Annotated in this window: 19 protein-coding genes and 1 riboswitch; of the genes, 8 read left to right on the top strand and 11 right to left on the bottom strand. The window is 67.3% G+C overall.

Annotated features, from left to right (window positions below; translation table 11 throughout):
- Positions 1–3: 3 nt before the first annotated feature.
- Entirely contained in the window at positions 4–1,626 is a 1,623-nt protein-coding gene (locus DFO47_RS10910) for a GAF domain-containing protein (RefSeq protein WP_133831697.1), read from the top strand.
- A gap of 45 nt (positions 1,627–1,671) precedes the next feature.
- Here the strand turns inward: DFO47_RS10910 and DFO47_RS10905 are convergent, their stop codons facing one another.
- Complete coding sequence (locus DFO47_RS10905) at positions 1,672–2,346, bottom strand: response regulator transcription factor (protein WP_133831626.1); 675 nt, start codon at positions 2,344–2,346, stop codon at positions 1,672–1,674.
- 247 nt (positions 2,347–2,593) lie between these two features.
- On the opposite strand from DFO47_RS10905, the gene DFO47_RS10900 reads away from it, so the two are divergent.
- Positions 2,594–3,094 (top strand): universal stress protein, encoded by a 501-nt coding sequence (locus DFO47_RS10900; protein WP_018761495.1) that lies wholly within the window; start codon positions 2,594–2,596, stop codon positions 3,092–3,094.
- A gap of 108 nt (positions 3,095–3,202) precedes the next feature.
- Here the strand turns inward: DFO47_RS10900 and DFO47_RS10895 are convergent, their stop codons facing one another.
- The 8 genes from DFO47_RS10895 to DFO47_RS10860 all read right to left on the bottom strand — a co-directional run bounded on the left by DFO47_RS10895 (position 3,203) and on the right by DFO47_RS10860 (position 12,145).
- Entirely contained in the window at positions 3,203–3,523 is a 321-nt protein-coding gene (locus DFO47_RS10895; protein ID WP_018761494.1) for a DUF3040 domain-containing protein, read from the bottom strand.
- A gap of 37 nt (positions 3,524–3,560) precedes the next feature.
- Complete coding sequence (locus DFO47_RS10890; RefSeq protein WP_206073878.1) at positions 3,561–3,818, bottom strand: hypothetical protein; 258 nt, start codon at positions 3,816–3,818, stop codon at positions 3,561–3,563.
- Between the two features lie 165 nt (positions 3,819–3,983).
- Positions 3,984–6,755, bottom strand: a complete 2,772-nt coding sequence (locus DFO47_RS10885) for an HAD-IC family P-type ATPase (RefSeq protein WP_133831624.1) — start codon at positions 6,753–6,755, stop codon at positions 3,984–3,986.
- Positions 6,756–6,775: 20 nt separating this feature from the next.
- Entirely contained in the window at positions 6,776–7,771 is a 996-nt protein-coding gene (locus DFO47_RS10880; RefSeq protein ID WP_133831623.1) for a polysaccharide deacetylase family protein, read from the bottom strand.
- 52 nt (positions 7,772–7,823) lie between these two features.
- Complete coding sequence (locus DFO47_RS10875; protein ID WP_133831622.1) at positions 7,824–8,291, bottom strand: universal stress protein; 468 nt, start codon at positions 8,289–8,291, stop codon at positions 7,824–7,826.
- A gap of 75 nt (positions 8,292–8,366) precedes the next feature.
- A complete protein-coding gene (locus tag DFO47_RS10870) occupies positions 8,367–9,965 on the bottom strand; it encodes a DUF4389 domain-containing protein (RefSeq protein ID WP_133831621.1) in 1,599 nt (532 codons plus the stop codon).
- Positions 9,966–10,027: 62 nt separating this feature from the next.
- Positions 10,028–10,894, bottom strand: a complete 867-nt coding sequence (locus DFO47_RS10865; protein ID WP_133831620.1) for a universal stress protein — start codon at positions 10,892–10,894, stop codon at positions 10,028–10,030.
- A 111-nt stretch (positions 10,895–11,005) separates the two neighbouring features.
- On the bottom strand, positions 11,006–12,145 hold the full coding sequence (locus DFO47_RS10860) for an AI-2E family transporter (protein WP_243835436.1): 1,140 nt from the start codon (positions 12,143–12,145) through the stop codon (positions 11,006–11,008).
- 186 nt (positions 12,146–12,331) lie between these two features.
- Between DFO47_RS10860 and DFO47_RS10855 the strand changes: the two genes are divergently transcribed.
- Together DFO47_RS10855 and DFO47_RS10850 are read left to right on the top strand one after the other, a co-directional pair.
- On the top strand, positions 12,332–12,856 hold the full coding sequence (locus DFO47_RS10855) for a DinB family protein (protein ID WP_018761486.1): 525 nt from the start codon (positions 12,332–12,334) through the stop codon (positions 12,854–12,856).
- Positions 12,857–12,906: 50 nt separating this feature from the next.
- Positions 12,907–14,373 carry a protein adenylyltransferase SelO gene (locus tag DFO47_RS10850; RefSeq protein WP_133831619.1) on the top strand — a complete coding sequence of 489 codons (1,467 nt, stop codon included), beginning with the start codon at positions 12,907–12,909 and terminating at the stop codon, positions 14,371–14,373.
- 78 nt (positions 14,374–14,451) lie between these two features.
- Here the strand turns inward: DFO47_RS10850 and DFO47_RS10845 are convergent, their stop codons facing one another.
- Positions 14,452–15,288: a LysM domain-containing protein gene (locus tag DFO47_RS10845; RefSeq protein ID WP_133831618.1), complete on the bottom strand. Its 837-nt coding sequence runs from the start codon at positions 15,286–15,288 to the stop codon at positions 14,452–14,454.
- 3 nt (positions 15,289–15,291) lie between these two features.
- A riboswitch (cyclic di-AMP (ydaO/yuaA leader) is annotated at positions 15,292–15,464 on the bottom strand.
- Between the two features lie 253 nt (positions 15,465–15,717).
- On the opposite strand from DFO47_RS10845, the gene DFO47_RS10840 reads away from it, so the two are divergent.
- Genes DFO47_RS10840 through DFO47_RS10825 form a run of 4 tightly spaced genes read left to right on the top strand, consistent with a single transcriptional unit; the run spans position 15,718 to position 18,407 of the window.
- Positions 15,718–17,031 (top strand): lytic transglycosylase domain-containing protein, encoded by a 1,314-nt coding sequence (locus DFO47_RS10840; RefSeq protein ID WP_133831617.1) that lies wholly within the window; start codon positions 15,718–15,720, stop codon positions 17,029–17,031.
- A 21-nt stretch (positions 17,032–17,052) separates the two neighbouring features.
- Positions 17,053–17,412, top strand: coding sequence for a TraR/DksA C4-type zinc finger protein (locus tag DFO47_RS10835; protein WP_018761482.1), 360 nt, complete (start codon positions 17,053–17,055; stop codon positions 17,410–17,412).
- Complete coding sequence (locus DFO47_RS10830) at positions 17,409–17,936, top strand: DNA alkylation repair protein (RefSeq protein ID WP_133831616.1); 528 nt, start codon at positions 17,409–17,411, stop codon at positions 17,934–17,936. Before DFO47_RS10835 ends, DFO47_RS10830 begins: the two co-directional genes overlap by 4 nt.
- Before the next feature lie 24 nt (positions 17,937–17,960).
- On the top strand, positions 17,961–18,407 hold the full coding sequence (locus tag DFO47_RS10825; RefSeq protein ID WP_133831615.1) for a DUF1810 domain-containing protein: 447 nt from the start codon (positions 17,961–17,963) through the stop codon (positions 18,405–18,407).
- 33 nt (positions 18,408–18,440) lie between these two features.
- Here the strand turns inward: DFO47_RS10825 and DFO47_RS10820 are convergent, their stop codons facing one another.
- Complete coding sequence (locus DFO47_RS10820; RefSeq protein ID WP_018761479.1) at positions 18,441–19,334, bottom strand: glucose 1-dehydrogenase; 894 nt, start codon at positions 19,332–19,334, stop codon at positions 18,441–18,443.
- Positions 19,335–19,349: the final 15 nt, after the last annotated feature.

Genomic DNA, 19,349 nt, shown 5'->3' with positions numbered 1-19,349 from the left:
CCAATGCGGGACCAGATGGAAGACCTGCTGCTGGATACCCGCGAGCGGATCAACGGCCTCTTGGCGGCCGTCATAGCCGTCGCGGAGGACCTGAGCCTTGAAGCGGTCCTGGACCGGCTGGTGCGGTCTGCCTGCGCCCTGGTGGGTGCCGGCTACGGGGCGCTGGGTGTCATTGGCGAGGACCGCCGGCTCAGCCACTTCATCACGGTGGGAATTGATGAGGCGGGCATCCGTTCCATCGGAGACCTGCCCACCGGGCACGGTGTCCTCGGGCTCCTGATCCGCGAACCCAAGCCGCTGCGCCTTCATGACCTCGGCCAGCACCCCATAGCGTCGGGTTTTCCACCCAACCATCCGCCGATGAGGACATTCCTGGGTGTGCCGGTCCGCGTCCGGGACGAGGTATTCGGAAACCTGTACCTGACCGAAAAGCAGGGCGGCGTTGATTTCACGCAGGAAGACGAAGACCTCGCAGTGGCCTTGGCGGCCGCAGCCGGGGTCGCGATCCAGAACGCCCGCCTCTTTGAAGACAGCAGCCGCCGCCAGAAATGGCTGGAGGCCGGCATGGAACTGAGCAGTCGACTGATCATGGAGCCCCATGCAGGGGATGCGGAAAGCCTGGATATCGTGGCCGGAACCGCCCTCAAGGCAGCCGACGCCTCGGTGGCCTTCATCGGAGTTCCGGCCGGCGACGGCGTGATCCGGTGCCGGTCGTGCCTTGGCGTGCAGGGCATCAAGGCAGGGCAGGAACTGGTGGTTTCCAGTGCAGTAACCGGAGTCTTCGCAACCGGCGAATCTTTCGTGGCTCCGGAGCCGCGCCAGGTCTTTGAGCACGCGATTGTCGAAACGCTGGGGCCTGTCCTTGTCTGCCAACTGGGGCACGGCAACAGCGGCAACGGGGTGCTTGTCCTGGCCCGTGCCCACGGAGCTGCCGCTTTTACCCAGGCTGACGCCGAATCCAGTTCGATCTTTGGGAGCAGGATCGGCTTGGCCCTGGACCTGGCACGCGTGAGTGCCCTGCGCGAGCAGGACCTGCTCCTGACGGATCGGGAACGGATTGCCCGCGACCTGCACGACCTTGTCATCCAGCGGTTGTTTGCTGCCGGCCTGAGCATCCAAAGCCTGCGACGCTTCACCACAGACCCCGTGGCCCATGATCGAATTGCTGCGGTCACCAAGGAACTTGATGACACCATCCGCAAGCTGCGGGACACTATTTACTCGCTTCGCACGGCAGATGTGGAACGGGAGCCCCTCACCGGCCGGATCCTCCGGGTTGTCCGGGAAAGCTCGCGAAGCTACGGGCTGATTCCCAAGGTGTCGCTCGACGGTCCGGTGGATTCGGTCAGGGAAGATTTGGCTGCCCAACTGCTGCCCGTGCTCTCCGAAGCGCTCAGTAACGCGTTGCGGCACTCCGGTGCCGAGGAGATCCAGGTCAGCCTCACCGTTTCCGGCGATGACGTCCAGCTGTGCATTAAGGACAACGGCCATGGATTCAGCGGACCCGCCACGGAAAGCGGGCTTGCCAACATGCGCTACCGCGCCGGGCTTCTTGGCGGCCGCTGCGACATCGACACCATCCCCGGCGAGGGCACGTCAGTGAAATGGGTTGCCCGCCTGTCCTGAGTGCGCGTCGGCCGGCGGCGCGGCACCCCTGTTGGGGGTACCCGGTCAGGCGCCGTCCGTACTGTTCCGGGTGACGTAGACGGCGGCCTGCGTCCGCCGTTCAAAACCGAGCTTGGCCAGGATGGACGAGACGTAGTTCTTGACCGTCTTTTCCGCCAGGAACAGTTCATCGCCAATCTGCCTGTTGGTCAGGCCCTGGCCGATCAGGGCGAGCACTTTCTTTTCCTGGGTGCTCAGCCCGTCCAGGCGGGGGTCCGTGGGTGCTGTGGAAAGGCCCGCGATGATCCGTTGCTCAACGCCCGGTTCAAACAGGGACTCGCCCGCCGCCGCCCTCCGGATGCCGGCCAGGAGGTCATCGCTCCTGATCTGCTTCAGGATGTACCCGGATGCGCCGGCGAGGACGGCGCCGCGAAGGGCCTGCTCGTCGTCGTAACTTGTGAGGATCAGGCAACGCAGGCGTGGATCAAGGGACCTGACATCGCGGCACACCTCAATTCCGGTCCCGTCGGGAAGGCGCCCGTCAAGGACGGCAATGTCGGGGTGCAGGGCCGGGATACGGCGGGTGGCCTCGGCCGCCGAGCCGCTTTCGCCAACCACCACGAAACCCTCGCCCTCAAGGAGGTCCTTCAGGCCCTGCCGGACAAGTTCATGATCGTCAAGGATGAACACCCGGACCGGCCCGGAGGACCCGGTGGCTTCACTGCCGGCAGTTTCATGCATGTGCACCCACGCTCCCAAACGCTTGCAGGACCAAACCGCACCTGTGCGGGCAGCTCCCCGGAGCGGCCACACCCCATTCTTACCCGCAACCGGCCCCGCCGGAAGGGACCAAAGTCCGCCGCGCCGGTGCTGCCGCTGCCGGGTGCACCGTCCGGACCGTGGAGCTGCTGTATGCCGCATGACTTTTGGCCCTGGTCCGGCGGCCTGCTCCGGTCCACGCTTGGTCCGAAGGGCAACGGGAGGAAATGTGGCAACAGCAGGGAACCAAGGGCCGTCCGCGGCACCTGAACGGCGCCCCAGGATCATCGTCGCAGTTGATGGTTCCGACGCGTCCGTCGCGGCGCTGCGCGTGGCGCGGGCGGTGGCTGAACCCCTGGGGGCTCCGGTTGAAGCATGGGCGTGCTGGGATGTCCCGGCCGGTTACGGGATTTACCTGGCCGTAGGCATTGAGGGTTTCAAGTATGCCGCCGAGCAGGTGCTGGGCCAGGCGATCCGGGACGCATTCGGACAGGCGCCGCCCTTTGTGCACCCCCGGGTGGTCCGCGGGAAGCCCGGCCCCGTTCTCCTGGACGCGAGCCGCACCGCATCGCTCCTGATCGTGGGACGGCGGGGCCACGGCAGCTTTGTCCTTGGCTCGGTCAGTTCAACCCTTGTCAGCCATGCCCACTGCCCGGTACTCGTGGTCCACGCCGCGGAAACCGGTGCCGCGGAAGAAGTTGCGCTGACCGACGCGACGGCACAGCCCTGAAGCGCCCCTGAAGCCCTGCACCGCCGGCCCGCTTGAACGTCGACCCGCCTGGCCCGATGCCGCCCGGGACGCTTGGCCCCGCACAGCCGGGACGCCGGCGTCGTCCTGCTATTCGCTGGTGGTGCCTTCCATCCGGGTGGCGTGCGGGGCTGCCTTCCGCGGCGACCAGTGCAGATCTTTGATGGCCCAGTACCCGGCACCGTTCATCACCGTGAAGCCGGCAATACCAACGACAGGGGCGTGGGCCACCAGGCCAAGCAGGAGGATGCAGACCCCGGCCGCGAAGAGCACCACTGCGCGCCGGAAGCTTGTCCGGCGGGACAAGGCGAAGGCGTCGTGGTTCAGCAGTACGGCGAGCCTGGGGTCGTCTTGCTCCAGGCCGTGCCCGATCAGTTCGAGTTCCCTTTTCTCGAATTCGGAAAGAGGCATCGTGGGCTCCCCGTGTCCGTTTCCTGCGGACTTTGGCTCAGGTGCCCGGGTGGCCGCGCAGGACGGCCAGCCTGTTCTGGTACTCCGCAACGTCGATCTCCCCGCGGGCGAAACGCTCCGCCAGCAGGTCTTCCGCCATCCGCGGAGACGGAGGCTGTGGATTGTGCGGGGAGGGGGCCCGCAATGATCGGGCCAGCAGCACAATGCCGGTGATGATCGCTCCCCAGACCACCAGCATGCTGATGCTCATCAGGGCATAGCCCCACAGGCCCATGCCGTCGTTCCAGCCGTACACTTCCCCGACCTCCGATTCACAGAAGGCCGCCGCCAACCGGCTGCCTTCCCTTCCAGTATTGGATTGCGGGGTGGGCGCAGGCAGAGCCATTAGTCCCGTTCCGGCCGGCACCGGAGCCCTGCGCCGGCAGATCCGCCGCCGCTCGTGAGCCAGCGGGAAAACGATCTAGAAACCCTGCCGGCGCAGGCGCTTGTCGACGGCGACCGCCAAGGATGCGAGCATGGCCAGGCCGAGGATCCGCAGCCAAGCATCCAGTCCGATGGGGGCGGTATGGAAGAGTTCGTTCATGAGGGGAACGTAGGTGAGGGCCACCTGTCCGGCGGATTGGAGGCCCACCCCGAGGAGGAGCCAGCGGTTGCCGAATGGCCTGATCCGCCAGGCCGGCCGGGTAAGGGACCGGCAGCTGAAGAGGTAGGAGACCTCAACGGCCACGAAGAGATTCACGGCGGACGTCCGGGCCTGGGCAACGGATGCACCGACGGTGAGCTCGTGGCCAAAGAGCCACCAGGTGCCCGCGACCAGGAGCGCTGAGACGAGCATGACGCGCACGGTGAGGGCCCAGGTCAGGAGCGGACGGTCCGGTGCCCTCGGCGGCCGGGTCATCAGTCCGGGCTCTTTCGGTTCGAAGGCGAGCATCAGCCCAAGGGCAACGGCTGTGGTCATGTTTATCCAGAGGATCTGGGTAGGGAGGATGGGGAGCGTCCCGCCCGCCAGGATGGCCGCCAGGATCACCAGCCCCTCTGCCATGTTGGTTGGCAGGGTCCAGACCATGAACTTGACCAGGTTGTCGAAAACGTTCCGTCCTTCTTCAACGGCAGCCTCAATGGTGGCAAAGTCGTCATCCGTCAGGACAATGTCCGAGGCTTCCTTGGCCACCTCGGTTCCGCTGCGCCCCATGGATATGCCAACATTGGCCTGCCGGAGGGCGGGCGCATCGTTGACGCCGTCCCCGGTCATGGCCGCCACATGGCCCCGGGACTGGAGGGCCTGAATAAGGCGGAGCTTCTGTTCCGGGGAAACCCGGGCGAACACCGTGGCGCGTTCCACCGCATCCGGCAGCCGGTCGGCTGGAATGGTGTCCAGCTCCGCGCCGGTGAGCGCTGCTCCGGGTTCTGGACCGTTGGTCAGCCCTACCGCCGCGGCGACAGTCAGGGCGGTCCGGACGTGGTCGCCGGTGATCATCTTGACGGCCACCCCGGCGCGTCGGCACGCCAGGACTGACGATGCCGCCGCTTCACGCGGCGGATCGTGCATTGCCTGGAGCCCGGTCAGGGTCATGCGTCCTTCCAACTCCGTGCCGTCAAGGGCTCCGGTAGCCGCGGGGAGGCGCATCATGGCCGTTGCCAGCACACGCAGTCCACCGTCGGCGAGCGCATGTGCAGCATTGACCACGGCCTGCCTGCGGAGCGGCCTGGCGCCGCCTTGTGCGTCCATCTCGCCACCGCAGAGTTCAAGGACACGTTCCACGGCGCCTTTGACAAACACGAACCCGGTACCGTCCGGATGCGCGGAGCGATGCATCGTGGCCATGAACTGACGCTCAGGAGTAAAGGCCAGTTCGGCGTGCCGCGGCCAGCCGGCGAGGAACTCCGCAAGCGAGATGCCTCCCTTCCCGGCGGCCACCAGCATCGCGGCCTCGGTGGGATCTCCGCGCACCTGCCAGGTTGCTCCCTCGCGGCGGACACCGGCGTCATTGCAGGCTGCCCCGGCCAGGAGGCACCACCGCAGTGCCTCGTCCCGGATCCCGTCGCGCCCCAGGCACACCGGCGGCTGCGCTGTGCCGCCGGTGTGGATGGTGCTTGGGGGAATGATGTGTCCCTCCGGGCTGTAGCCGGTGCCTGTCACGCCATACCTGCCGGCAGGGGTCCAGAGGACTCGGACGGTCATCTGGTTTTCGGTGAAGGTTCCTGTTTTGTCCGAACAGATCACGGTGACACTGCCGATCGTCTCCACAACCGGAAGCCGGCGGACCACGGCACGGCGCCTCGCCATCCGGCGGACGCCGATGGCAAGGGCCACCGTGACAGCGGCTGGCAGGCCTTCGGGGATGGCCCCAACGGCAAGGGCGACGGCTGCGGTGAACATTTCTTCGGGCGGTTCACCGCGTGCCACGCCGGCAAGGAAAGCCACGCCCGCCAGGGCAAGGATGGCCGCGGTAAGCGTTGTGCTGAACCGTGCCAGCTTGCGCGTAAGGGGCGTGGCCTCGGGCCGGATGTCGCCGATGAGCCGGTGGATTTCGCCGAGTTCGGTTTCGCCGCCGATAGCGACGACGATCCCTGCCCCGGTTCCGGCAGTCACCAACGTGCCGCTGTACAGCATGTTCCGCCGGTCTGCCACGGGTGTGGACCGGGGGAGCACCACCTGGTCCTTGGCAACCGGTTCGGATTCGCCGCTCAGGGCGGATTCATCCACCCGCATCGCTGAAAGGCGGACCAGGCGCAGGTCGGCGGGGACCCTGTCACCCGCTTCCAGCAGCACCAGGTCTCCGGGCACCAGGTCTTCGGAGGGAATGCTCAACCTTTCGCCGCGCCGCACGACTGCCGCATGGGTGCGAACCATGGAGTGGAGGGCATCGAGGGCCGCGTCGGCCCGAACCTCCTGGATGAAACCGATGAGCGTATTGACCAGAACCACGGCGAGGATCACCCCGGCGTCCAGGAACCCGCGAAGGAACGCGGTCACCGCGGCGGACGCCAGCAGGACGTAAACCAGCGGGTTGTTGAACTGGCGCCCGAGTTTGCCGGCAATACCCCCGCGCCGTGACCGGGGAAGCATGTTCGCGCCGAACTGCGCCCGCCGGCGGACCACCTCGGCCGGGTCCAGGCCTGTGGCGGTGTCCGTGCCAAACAGCAGCACCACTTCGTGGACGGGCAGTCCATGGTGGGCCGGGCCCGGGGTGCCTGCCGGGGTGGTCCCTGCCGGCGTCTTGTTGCCCATGATGGTGGTGCGGCCGGAGGCTAGCGCGCCAGCAGGGCATCGAGAGTGACAAAACCGTAGCCAGCGGCCCTGATGCGGTCGATGACCCGGGGGAGGGCGTCCGCGTCGAGCGTGGTGCCGTCGTCGGGGTTTGAACCGATGTGCATCAGGACGATCTCCCCGGGCTGCAGCCCGGCCTGGACACGGTCGGCCACCGACTGGACGCTGGCGCCGCCACTGGTTCCTTTCCACCCCAAAGTGTCCACCGTCCATCGAACAGCCACATATCCCAGGGCGTTGACGGCCGCGATGGTCCGCGCATCACGGTCGCCGTAGGGGAACCGGAACAGGGGCCTGGGGTCGGCGCCCGCGGCCAGGATGGCCTGTTCTGCACTTCGCACCTCGTTGACGATGGCGTCCCCTGCCAGCCCGGTGAACCCTGGATGCGTCATGGAATGGTTTGCCACCCGGTGCCCGGCTGCGGCAATCTGTGCCACTCCCTGCGGGTTGCTGGCAGCCCAGTTTCCGGTCAGGAAGAAAGTGCCGGCAACGCCCTTGGCCGCGAGGGTGGACAGGATTCCAGCCAGCCCTGCCGCGTTGGCTCCGGCATCGAAGGTGAGTGCGACGTTGGGGCCTGCCCCGGGAACGACTGTGAGGTCCTGGCCGCGGAGGGCTTCGGGAAACTCCGGGAGCGGGGGAGCCGGGGGTGCCGGGGGTGCCGGGGGTGCCACCGGTTCATCCGGTACCTCGGAGGGCCCGGCCGGCGGGATCGTGGCTGGAGGTTCCACCGGTGTCCCGCCCGCTTCGGGCGTGTCCGTTTCTGCCGGCGGCGCAGTGCCGGGGGCAGCATCCGCGCTGGCTGATGCGGACCGGATGGGTTGGGTTGCGGTCGGGGCGTCAGACGCCCCCGACGGGGTGGGCAGGGGCGGGCCGGCCGCCGGTGCCGGGCGAAACAGGGCCAGGGCGACGGCGAGGACCACCAGCGCGCCGGCGATCGCCAGGGCGAGCGTCCGTCGTCGTACGTCATCCGCCGGCACTTGCCTCACCCGCCCGGCACGCCGGTGGCTGTTGGCGTCGTCGCCGTCGCCGTCAGGAGGCCTTGGAATCGGCGGTGCTGGCCTCCGGGGTGTGAACCACCAGGACCGGGCAGTGGGCATGGGCGACGACGGCGGAGCTCACCGAGCCCAGGAGCAGGCCGCCGAACCCGCCGTGCCCGCGGCGCCCCACCACGACCATGTCAGCCTCGCGGCTGGCGTCGATCAGCGCCTCCCGCGGATGGCTCCGGACCAGCGTGGCGGTGACGTTCGACGGCGTGTCGGCGCCGAAGGCCTGCGTCACGGCGCCGTCGAGGACTGCTTTAGCGCCTTCCTCGAAGCCTTCCACGCCCATCATCACGTAGCCGGTATACACCTGGGGGTAGTCCCAGCAGGCTACCGCCCGGACTTTGGCGCCCAACGGGACGGCCATCCGCTGGGCCTGGCGGAGGGCTTCAACGGACGCCTCCGATCCGTCGACGCCCACCACGATGTTGGTTATCGGTGCCCCGGCAACGCTCATGTCTGCTCCTTCATCGGACCCGGCTGGTCACGCCCATCATCGTTCGCCCCGGCGGCCGGGAGGTAGGGGCGAAGGTCACTGCGCCGGCCCCACGCTTTGGGGCCCGCCCGCCGGCGGCGGCCCGGCCGCGGCGGGTGGAAGGCCCGCCGGGGGAGCGGCCGGGGCCAAGCCGGGCTCACCGGCACCTTGGTCCAGCCGGAAGGGCGGGTACTCGTCACGCATCAGTGAGGTGTACACCAGGACCCTGTAGATCCAGCGGTCCACGCCGAGGATGAAATCGAACAATGGACGCTGGTAGCGGCCGGTGAACAACAGGATGACCGCCGCAATCAACACCAGCAGGCCCAGGAGGGACAGGCCCGATCCGCGTTCATACGTGCCACCGATGATGTCGTTCCCTGCCTCCCACCGCCACACGGCGCCCGTGGTGCCCGCGAATGCGGCCACGAGGAGAAGATGCGGGATGGCCAGGAGCCACCATTTCACCAGGACCAGGCCGCGGGAGAGCCTCTCAGGGTAGTCCACGTCGAAGTCGGCAGGATAGTTGGTGCGCCTCAGCGTGAAAGGCGGGTAGAGATCGGTGCCGACGGCGGCGTAGGCGTAGAAGGCCACCCGCCAGTTCCAGCGCATCACGCCGACGTTGAAATCGAACAGTGCCCGCGGGTAGTGGCCGGTGAACAGGATGGCGAATCCTGCCACGATCGTGGTGATGACGAAGGCGAACCAGAGGAAGAACAGCAGGATGAAGTGTGGAATGGCCAGGAACCACTTGACCAGCCACAACCAGCGGGAGAGGCCTGGATCAAGTTCGCCGACCAGCCTCGCCGGGTAGCCCGTGGGGGGAACAGGTACCGGAGCGAAGACTTGTGGTTCATGGAATGCCCCGTACGGCGCCGGAGTGCCGGGTACTGCTGGTCCGGCGGCCTGGCCTGGCCCGGCCATGGCCATCGCCGGGCCTGCGGTTGCCGGTGCTCCCACCGGCGGGCCGCCCCTTGGGGGTCCTGCGTGCCGCCCCAGCCCAGCCGCGCCGACAATGATCAGGGGTATCCCGATCAGCAGGGCAATAATCCCGGCCACCAGCAGGGCCGTGGCCGCCGGACGGAAGAGGTCTGAGTGGAAGCCCGCCTGCAGTTGGACGTCCACGCCGGAGGAGGCATCAGCGTTCATCACCACGATTTCCCAGGCCCCCGGTGCCAGGTTCCAGGTGAGTTCCTGCTGGCCGGAGCCGGAAACCGAGGCGCTCCAGATGCCTTGGTCCGCCGGCGGTGTGGCAGGACTGGTCCCGGGAACATCACGGTAATCGGCCCGGAACGGCCGCTGGGAGACGTTGAGCAGTTCGGAGTGGTGCACGCCGGCCAGGTACTTTTCGACGTCGGCCTGCGGTGCGATGCCAATGAAGACCGCCTTGCCCGCCGTCTCGGATTCTGCCCGCAGCCGCAGGGTACCAATGTCAAAGGGAAGCCGGCCGGGCACTTCCTGCCCCATGGTGTCGCCGCGTGGGGAAGTCAGGGCGAAGGAGTTCACCGAGAACCGTGACGTACCGGACGTGAGGAATCCGTCTCCCTGGATCGACCCCACCGCGGAAGCCACGGCGCCTCCCGCCAGTGCTGCAAGGCCCGGGAGTGCCAGCAGGATCCCAAGGATCAGCATGATGATTGCGGCGGGTTTTTTCATGGCGCCGGACCTTCCGGGTGGGGTCATGGACAGGTGGGGAAGAGGACCTGCAGGCTCTGCGGCTAGATGGTGTCCTTCATGGCCTGGGTCCGGGTAATGATGGTGGGGCAAGGAAGGTGCTTCAGCACGCCATGGGCGGTGGAACCAAGGAGCAGGCGCTTGAAGGAGCCCCGTCCGCGGCTGCCCACCACCAGGAGGCGGGCCCCTGCGGCGGCGTCGACCAGGGCGTCCACCGGGCCCTTGTCCGATACAAGGCGCTGGTGCACCGTCAGGTCGGGGTAGTCTTCCTTGAGCCCCGCGACGGTTTCGGAGAGGACAACGCGTTCCTCATCGACGATCAGGTCAGCGAGGGCGCCGGGTGTCAGGCCTGCATCGACGACCGGATTCGGGACGTTAACGGCGTAGACGACCGTGAGTTCGTCGCCATTGCGGTCTGCTTCGGCAGCGGCGAACGCGACAGCCTGGGTCGATTCCGCCGACCCATCCACGCCCACCACGACGCCCGTCCTGCCCTCAAGGTCCTGGGTTCCGATAACGGCGACCGGGACTTTCGCCGCGGTGGCAACCTGGAGCGCCCGGTCGGCCAGGGTGCCGCCGAGGTGTCCGCTCCCGGAGCCGATGACCATCATGGAGGCCTTCTTGGAGTATTTGGCCAACGATCCGCCCACGCTCCCGGTGAGCATTTCCGTGGCGGGCGTGATCGGGACGGATCCTTCAAGGCGCGCGGCGGCGGTCTTCAGGAGTTCCTCGCCAGCGTGCTGCAGGGTCCCGAACCAGGGGTAGGGCTCGGCGATCCACCGGTCATCGACGACGTGGAGGATCACCAGGGGCAGCTTGGCGTCGTGTGCACGACGGGCAGCCCACAAGACTGCGGCCTGGCTTTGTGCTGAATCGTTGGTGCCCACGGCGATGGGTTTCTGGGATGACATGGCCGCACTTCCTGCTTGTCGTGAAAGGGTCTTCCTGCCCTTCAAGACTGGCCCCCGCCCCACCGGCACTCTAGGGCCTAAAGTCACCGAAGCAGGCGTGCAGGAGGGCCGCTAGGCCGAAGGTGCCGGTGGATCGCCGGCCGTTGCTTCGCGTCCGGACAGCGTCCTGTAGATGGTCCATCCGACGGCGGCCAGCGGGACTGCGAGCAGCGCCCCGACCACCCCGGCCAAGGTGGCCCCGGCCGTCAGCGCCAGGATGATGACCAGCCCGTGGATCCGCAGGACCCGGCCCATGAAGACAGGCTGCAGGATGTGGTGTTCGAACTGGTTGGCAGCCACCAGGATGATCAGCACGATGAGCGCCGGTACCGGCCCGTTTTCCACCAGGGCTACCAGTACGGCGAGGCTGCCGGCGGTGGTTGCCCCGATGATCGGAATGAACCCGCCCAGGAAGACCACGGCGGCCAGCGGCACGGCCAGGGGGACCCGAAGGATGAGCAGCCCCACCAGCACCAGGATCGCATCGATCGCGGCAATGATGAGGGTGCCCCGGACGTAGCCGCCGAGCACCAGGAGGCTGCGTTCCGCGGCCAACTGTGCTTTTCCTTGATGGTTGCCGGGAAGGAACCCGATCAGGAACGACCGGATCCTCTCGCCGTCCTTGAGGAAGAAGAAAAGGATGACGGCCGTCAGGACCGTGCCGGCAGCAATCTCCCCTGCGGTCCTGAGTCCGGTCAGCGCATCGGCTCCCAGGGTTCCGCCGGCAAGGAACTTCTGGAATTCGTTGCGGGCCGCGTCGATTTGCGCGCCGGTCAGTGCGACGGGTCCCGTGGTGATGAATTGCTGCAGTTGGCCAATCCCTGCTTCCGCCCGTGCTGCCAGAACCGGGGCCTGCTGGCGGACCAGTGCAACGATGCCGCCCACCACTCCGGCCGCGACGGCGATGATCACCAGGAAGGATGACAGCACGGCCAGCGACCGGGGGAACCCGCGGGCGGCGAGCCACCGCACGGCGGGAGCCATTGCCGACGCCAGGATCAGGGCGACCAGCACGGGTACGGTCACCAGCGGAACCCGGGTGGCGGCCACCACGGCCACCCAGGCGAGCGCCAGCAGCGAGAGCGCCTGGACGGCCCTGATGCTGGCCCTGCCCAAACCATCCGCCCAGAGCGCTGACATCCTTGCCGCGGGGGACTGGGTCCGGGACGGTTCTGCCCCGTGACTGTCCGGGGATACATGGCTGCGTTCCATCGGTTCTCCTTGCTTGCGGTCAACGCCCGGCCCACGACATGATGCACCTTGGTTACCTTGTACCCCGCGTCCCCCTCAAAGTCGAAACAAGCGCACATGTTGACTGGGGCCGCCTGTTCACAGGCATGACGTTTACTCAGTAACCTTATTGTTCCCCGACCGGGCAACCCGAAAGGCGCCAGATCCATGGATTCCAAAGAATTGCTCCTTGAGTCCTTTGGCCGCCTCCCGGGCCTGGTCCGGCAGGTGCTCGACGGGCTCGACGAGGAACAGCTCCAGCACCGCCCCTCCGGCCGCGGCAACTCCATCGCCTGGCTGGTGTGGCACCTGGGGAGGGTGGAGGATGCGCAGGTCGCCTCCGCCTCGGAGTTGGAACAGGTCTGGACGTCGGAAGGCTTCGTGTCGCGTTTTGGCCTCCCGCTGGCGGAAGGCGACACGGGCTATGGCCACTCCAGCGGCCAGGTGGATGCTGTCCGGGCATCCGGTGAGCTCCTGCTTGAGTACTGTGAAGCAGTCCACCGGCAGACCACGAAGGTCCTCGAAAGCCTGGAAGAACAGGACCTGGACCGCGTGGTGGACAGGCGCTGGGATCCGCCGGTGACCCTTGGGGTGCGGCTTGTCAGCATTCTGGGGGACTGCCTCCAGCATGCCGGCCAGGCGGCCTATGCCAAGGGGCTGGATGATGCAGGGGCCAGCGGCGGCAGGGCCTGAAACTCTCCGTGCAGGAGGGGCGGGCGGCACCACGGCGATAGGGTTAACCCATGACGGCAGCAGCTGAATCCACGGTCACCTTCGACGGCCGCTTCGCCCGTGAACTGGCGGAACTTGCCGTTCCCTGGCAGGCCGAGGAAGCTCCGGACCCCGAACTCCTGGTCCTGAATGAAAAGCTCGCAGCAGGCCTGGGCCTTGACCCGCGATACCTCCACGGTCCCGAAGGGGTGCGCCTCCTCGTGGGCAACCACGTTCCCGCCGGTGCCACCCCGGTGGCGCAGGCTTACGCGGGCCACCAGTTCGGCGGCTACTCCCCATTGCTCGGCGACGGACGCGCGCTCCTGCTGGGGGAAGTCACGGACCGCGCCGGCCGCATGCTGGACATCCACCTCAAAGGCTCGGGGCGCACCCCCTTCGCCCGCGCCGGGGACGGCCGGGCCGTCGTCGGGCCAATGCTGCGCGAGTACGTTGTCAGTGAGGCCATGCACGCCCTGGGTATTCCCACCACGCGCTCCCTCGCCGTCGTGGCGACGGGGCGGCAGGTCCGGCGCGAGGGCATGCTGCCCGGTGCTGTCCTGGCACGGGTGGCCAGCAGCCACTTGAGGGTTGGGAGTTTCCAGTACGCACGGGCCACGGAGAACATGGACCTGCTCAAGCGGCTGGCTGACCACGCCATCAGCAGGCACTATCCGGACGCTGCAGTCGCCCCAAACCCCTATCTGGCACTGTTTGCGTCCGTCTGTTCCGCCCAGGCCGGGCTGGTGGCCCGGTGGATGCTGGCGGGATTCGTGCACGGGGTCATGAATACGGACAACATGACCATCTCAGGGGAAACCATTGATTACGGCCCGTGTGCGTTCCTGGATGCCTTCGATCCCGCCGCCGTGTTCAGTTCCATCGATGTCAGTGGCCGTTACGCCTACGCCAACCAGCCAGTCGTTGCCGAATGGAACCTTGCCCGCCTTGCCGAGGCAATGCTGCCGCTCGTTGACGAAGACGAGGACAAGGCTGTTGCTGCAGCGGTGGAGGTGCTCGGTGGATTCCGTGGACAGTACAGCACGGCGTGGACGGGCGGCATGAAAACCAAACTGGGTCTTGCCGCTGGAAACGCCAGCGACGACGCCTTGTCCAGCCTTATTGACGATGTGGTGGCCATCCTCAAGGACGGCCCGGTGGATTACACCCTGTTCTTCCGTAACCTTGGCAGGGCGGCCCGCGGCGACCTGCGCCCGGTGCGCGGGATGGTGATGGATTTGGCCGGCTTCGACGCCTGGTCGGAGCGGTGGTTGGCGCTGCAACCCGACGCAGGGCTGATGGACAGCGTCAACCCGGCGTACATTCCACGGAACCATCTGGTGGAGGAAGCCCTCGCCGCCGGCACGGAGGGAGATCCTGCCCCGTTGCAGCGCCTGCTTCAGGCCGTGACCGATCCTTTCACCGAGCGGGCCGGGCTGGAACGCTACATGGACGGTGCCCCGGCGGACTTCGGGACCTATACGACCTTTTGCGGGACCTGATCCGACGACAACAGGAGGGTGCCAACCGGAGACCCGGCTGCCACCCTCCTGTTGGGAGCAGGCTTTACTGCGCGAAGACTAGGCGACGCGGACCACTGAGTAGCCGCTGAGCCAGCTGATGGAGTGCACCTGCGTGGTGTAGCCGTTGACGCCGCCACTCACAACCTGGCCGTTGCCGGCGTAAACGCCCACGTGGCCCGAGGTGATGATGAGGTCGCCGGGTGCCGGGCTCCCGACCACGCTGCCGTACTGGAAGAACTGCGTGGGAGCCAGGTCGCCGACGCTCTTGCCGACGGAGCGCAGGGCCTTTTCAACCATGGCGGTGCAGTCCTGGCTCACGCCGACCTGGCCGTAGGCGGAGGCCAGGATGGCAGCACCGGTCCCGCTGCCGGTGGTGGACGCCACCGGCGTTGCTGATGCGTAGGACATGTTCATGCCGGTGTTCGCCGGTGCGGTGGCGGCTGCCGCCTGGACGGGGGCCGCTGCCGGCGCCGGGGCAGGTGCTGCCACGTAGCCGGCGCCGGGGATCTGGATCTGGTCACCGGGGTAGATGATGGACGACAATCCCAGGCCGTTGGCAGCCAGGACGTCATTGAGGCTGACTCCGTACGCGGCCGAAATCGCGCCGAGGGTGTCCCCGGAAACGACGGTGTGGACGGTTGCTGCCGCGGCTGCCGGAGCAGTTGCAGGAGCTGCGGCGGCCTGGACGCTGGCCTGCTCAGTGGTGTCCGCGCCCGTCACGCCCGCATGGGCCGGGGCGCCGACGCCGAACGCGATGCCGGACGCGGCGGCAACAGCGAGGGCCGGACGGCCAAACGAACGGGCCTGTGATTTGGCCGTCACGGCGAGTCCCTCGAGCGCAATGGAGCGGACCGGGGTCGCGCGGTGGCGGGCAGTGCTGAGATTCTTTGACACGATTGATCGCCTCTCCCATGCCTGCGGGGTGAGCTGTCGGGTTCGGGTTGGAGATACCCGGCCGAACATATCTCCGCGGTGGGCGGAGGAGCTGTCCGACTTAACCCCAAGACCTGAAAGGTCGTGGAAACTTGGTTCCCCCGTCCCTGCCAGCATGAATGCGGTTGAATCCCGGTATCAGCGGCAGGGCTCGGCAAACTGATGGGAGTGTCCCGTTTGGGGAGGGACACCAGAAGACCATAACCCGCCGACCCTCCCATTGTCACGTTTAGATAACATGCGAGGTTCTTCTCTCGTATTCAACCAACGATTGGATGGGTCCGATCCACCCACGCCGGGCTCCCGCCGGTCCGGCACCGGACCAAACGGGTAACAAAGCAGGCACGGCCGCCTTTCCGCTCCGGCGTGCCGCCGGTATGCTTCGGGACTATGCCCCTGTTCGTGACCATGCCCACGTCCCCACTGGTGGGGGGACTGCTCGCCATCGCAGTGGCAGCGGCCACGGTCCTGCCTGCCACGGCAGACGAGCCTGCACCTCCCGGTGGGTATCCGTCCTGGGCTGACGTGCAGCAGGCGCAGTCTTCCGAGGCAGCGAAAGCGGCAGAGATCACCACCATCAATGGGCTCCTGGACGGCCTCCAGACCCAGGCTGAAGCCGCCGGTAACACGGCGGTCCGGGCAGCGGCCGACTACGCCGCAGCCGACGCCGGGCTGCAAGCGGCATCGGTAAGGCTGGATTCATTGTCCGCCCAGGCTGCCCGCGCCAACGACGAACTGGCCCGGCATCGCAAGGAAATCGGAGCGCTTGCCGTCCAGGCGTACAAGACGGGCGGGACCAATACCGGATTCTTCGTGGCCCTTGATGCCCTGCGGAACAACAGCGTCCAAGGGCTCAACCTCGTCCAGCTGGTGGGCGACAAGACTGCTGCTCTGGTGGAGAAAACTGCGGCTGCCGGAAAAGTTGCCGCATCCCTGGCAGAGCAGGAAAAAGTGGCCCGCACTGAGCGGGAACGACTGTCCGGGGAAGCAAAAGCCAAACTGGACGCAGCCCGCTCCGCCCAGGACGCGCTTGCCCGGCAGGTAAATGACGAACAGCAGCACAGCACCGAACTGACCGCCCAGCTGGCCTCGCTGAAGGGAACGACGGCGGCACTTGAGGGGGAGTATCGCCAGGGCCAGGCGGCGCTGGCTGCCTATGAAGCGGCCCAGGAGGCCAAGCGCGCCGCTGCGGCGGAGCAGGCCCGCCGGCAGGCCGAAGCCGCGGCGCAGGCTGCCGCGGCCGCAGCCCGGCAGCCCAAACCCGCGGCTGCAGCTCCGGCCGGCAACGAGGCGGTACCGGCCCCGCCGGCCGACCCGGTTCCCGGCAGTCCGCCGCAGCCTGCCGTGCCCGGCCCGCCGCCCGTCGTCGTTCCCTCCGTCCCGGGCGGTGCCGTCAATGATCCTGCCGGCGCCAAGGCCTATGCCTCGGGACGCCTGGGTGCCCTCGGCTGGGGCGCCGACCAGTTCCAGTGCCTGTCCCAGCTGTGGACCAAGGAATCCGGCTGGCTGACCACGGCCACGAATGCCTCATCCGGGGCCTATGGCATAGCCCAGGCCCTGCCGCCGGGAAAGTACGCCAGCGCCGGAAGCGACTGGCTGACGAGTTACCGGACGCAGATTGACTGGGGGCTCGGCTACATCCGCGACCGCTACGGGTCCCCGTGCGGCGCCTGGAGCCATTCCGTCGCCCTGAACTGGTACTGACTGACGCGCTAGGCTTTCCGCATGCCAGATTTCGAACGGTTCAGGGTGCTGCTCGAAGAGGAACGGGCCCGGAGGTTGGCCCTGTTGCCGGCGCTGCGGGCTGATATCGACGCGGCCAACGCGGCCCGGCAGGACTCCAACGTCGATGACGAACACGATCCCGAGGGCGCCACGATCGCCTTCGAACTGTCGCAGGCGTCGGCATTGTTGAAGCAGAGTTCAGCCGGGCTGGACCAAGTGGAGGCAGCCCTGGAGCGGCTGGCCAACGGCACCTATGGAACCTGTGCGGTCTGCGGCGAGCCCATTGCGGCCGGCAGGCTCGAGGCGCGGCCCTGGACCCCATTCTGTATCCTTCATGCCTCTGCGGGGCGGGGGCGGTGACCGAGGTGCCCGACGTCGCGGCTGCTGCTGAATTTATCGACCGGACCCTTCAGAACGAGGGTGCCTGGTACCGGGCCGACGAGGTGGGCTACCGGCTGGGCGGAGCCCTGGCCTCCTACGGGTCTTCGATCGGCGCAGTCCGCGGCACAGTCCGGGACGCCCTTAGGAAGTTCAAGGACATGGGCCATGACACCACGGTCATGCTGGCCTCCGCCCTGTGGGGCCAGCCGAAACCAGGCTCGCAGCCGGTCTTCGAACGCCGGCTGGCCGCCGTTGTCCTGCTGCAAACAAAGGTGCAGGTGCTGCGGCATTCGGACCTCACCCGGCTGGAGGGCTTTCTCCGGTCGGCCCAGGCGGCAGAGCTGGCCGGGCCTTTGGTCTCCGACGTCCTGGTGCCCTTGCTGGCCGGCTTGGACCACCGAGACCGCCAGCGGGCCGCGGCTGTCCTGGCGCGCTGGCGCGCAGACCCTGAATCCCAACTCCAAACGGCAGCACGCCTCCTGGAGAAAGAGTTGACACAATGACCTGCAAGCCACAGAGGAGAGCCCATGAGTGAAGCGTTTGACCTGGAACGATTCGTCGCCGCCCAAGACAGTGGGGGAACCTACCGAAGCGCGCTTGGCGAATTGCAGCTCGGCAACAAGACCGGGCACTGGATGTGGTTCATTTTCCCCCAAGTTGCCGGGTTGGGGCAGAGCGCCACGTCGCGGACTTACGCCATCTCGTCCCTGGCAGAGGCACGGGCCTACCTGGACCACCCCGTCCTGGGCCCGCGCCTTCTTGAGTGTGCCTTGGCTCTCACCACGCATTCCGGCCGTTCGGCGTCGGACATCCTTGGCGGAATCGATACGCAGAAGCTCCGTTCGTCCATGACACTGTTTCTCCGGGCCGCGCCCGGAGAAACAGTGTTCAAGACGGTCCTGGCCCAATTTTTTGATGGCGAGCCGGATCCTGCCACGGATGAGCTCCTGGCCGGCCAGGAGGTCGCCGAATAACCGGAGGGCCCGCCGTGTTGGGCGGCCGGGAGCCTAGGGCGTGGGGCTGCCGCCGTTGACATTCAGTGTCTCGCCGACCACGTAGCTGGACTCGGGTGAGGCCAGGAAGACGTAGGCGGGGGCCAGTTCAGCGGGCTGGCCGGCACGGCCCAGGGGAGTGGATTGGCCGAACTCGGGCAATTCTTCCTTGGGCTGGCCGCTGCTGACCTGCAGCGGAGTCCAGATGGGCCCGGGCGCCACCGCGTTGACCCGGATTCCCTTGGGCGCAAGCTGTTGAGCCAGGCCCTTGGTGAAGTTGTTGATGCTGGCCTTGGTGGTGGCATAGTCCACCAGGGTCGGCGACGGGTTGTAGGCCTGGATGGACGTGGTGTTGATGATGGTGGAGCCGGCGGGCATGTGCGGCACGGCAGCCTTCGTGACCCAGAACATGGCGTAGACGTTGGTCTTGAGCGTGTGGTCGAACTGCTCATCCGAAATGTCCTGCAGATCCTCCTGTGCAACCTGCTTTCCGGCGTTGTTGACCAAGACGTCAACCCCGCCCAGCACTGCCACGGCAGTATCCACCAGTTCGCGGCACGCTGCGGAATCCTTCAGGTCGCCCGGCACCTTGACCGCCTTCCGGCCTGCGGCCTCAATGATCCCGGCGATGCGCGCGGCGTCTTCCTCTTCCTGCGGCAAGTAGGAAAGGACGACGTCGGCGCCTTCCCTGGCGAAGGCGATGGCCGTCGCGGCGCCGATCCCGGAGTCCGCGCCGGTAACGATGGCCCGGCGGCCTTCCAGCCGGCCGGTGCCGCGGTAGGTTTCCTCACCCAGGTCGGCCTTGGGCTCCAGGTCGGCGTCCAGGCCCGGTTCGGGCTGGTGCTGCTTGGGCGGGGAGATCTTTTCGTAGGCGGTCACGGGATTGCGGAAGGTGTACTGGTCAGTCATGGTGGTCCTCCTGTT

The sequence above is a fragment of the Arthrobacter sp. AG258 genome, assembly GCF_004364695.1.
GTDB lineage: Bacteria > Actinomycetota > Actinomycetes > Actinomycetales > Micrococcaceae > Arthrobacter.
Note: the sequence above shows the minus strand (reverse complement) of the source record. Positions and strands in the feature narration are given on the sequence as shown.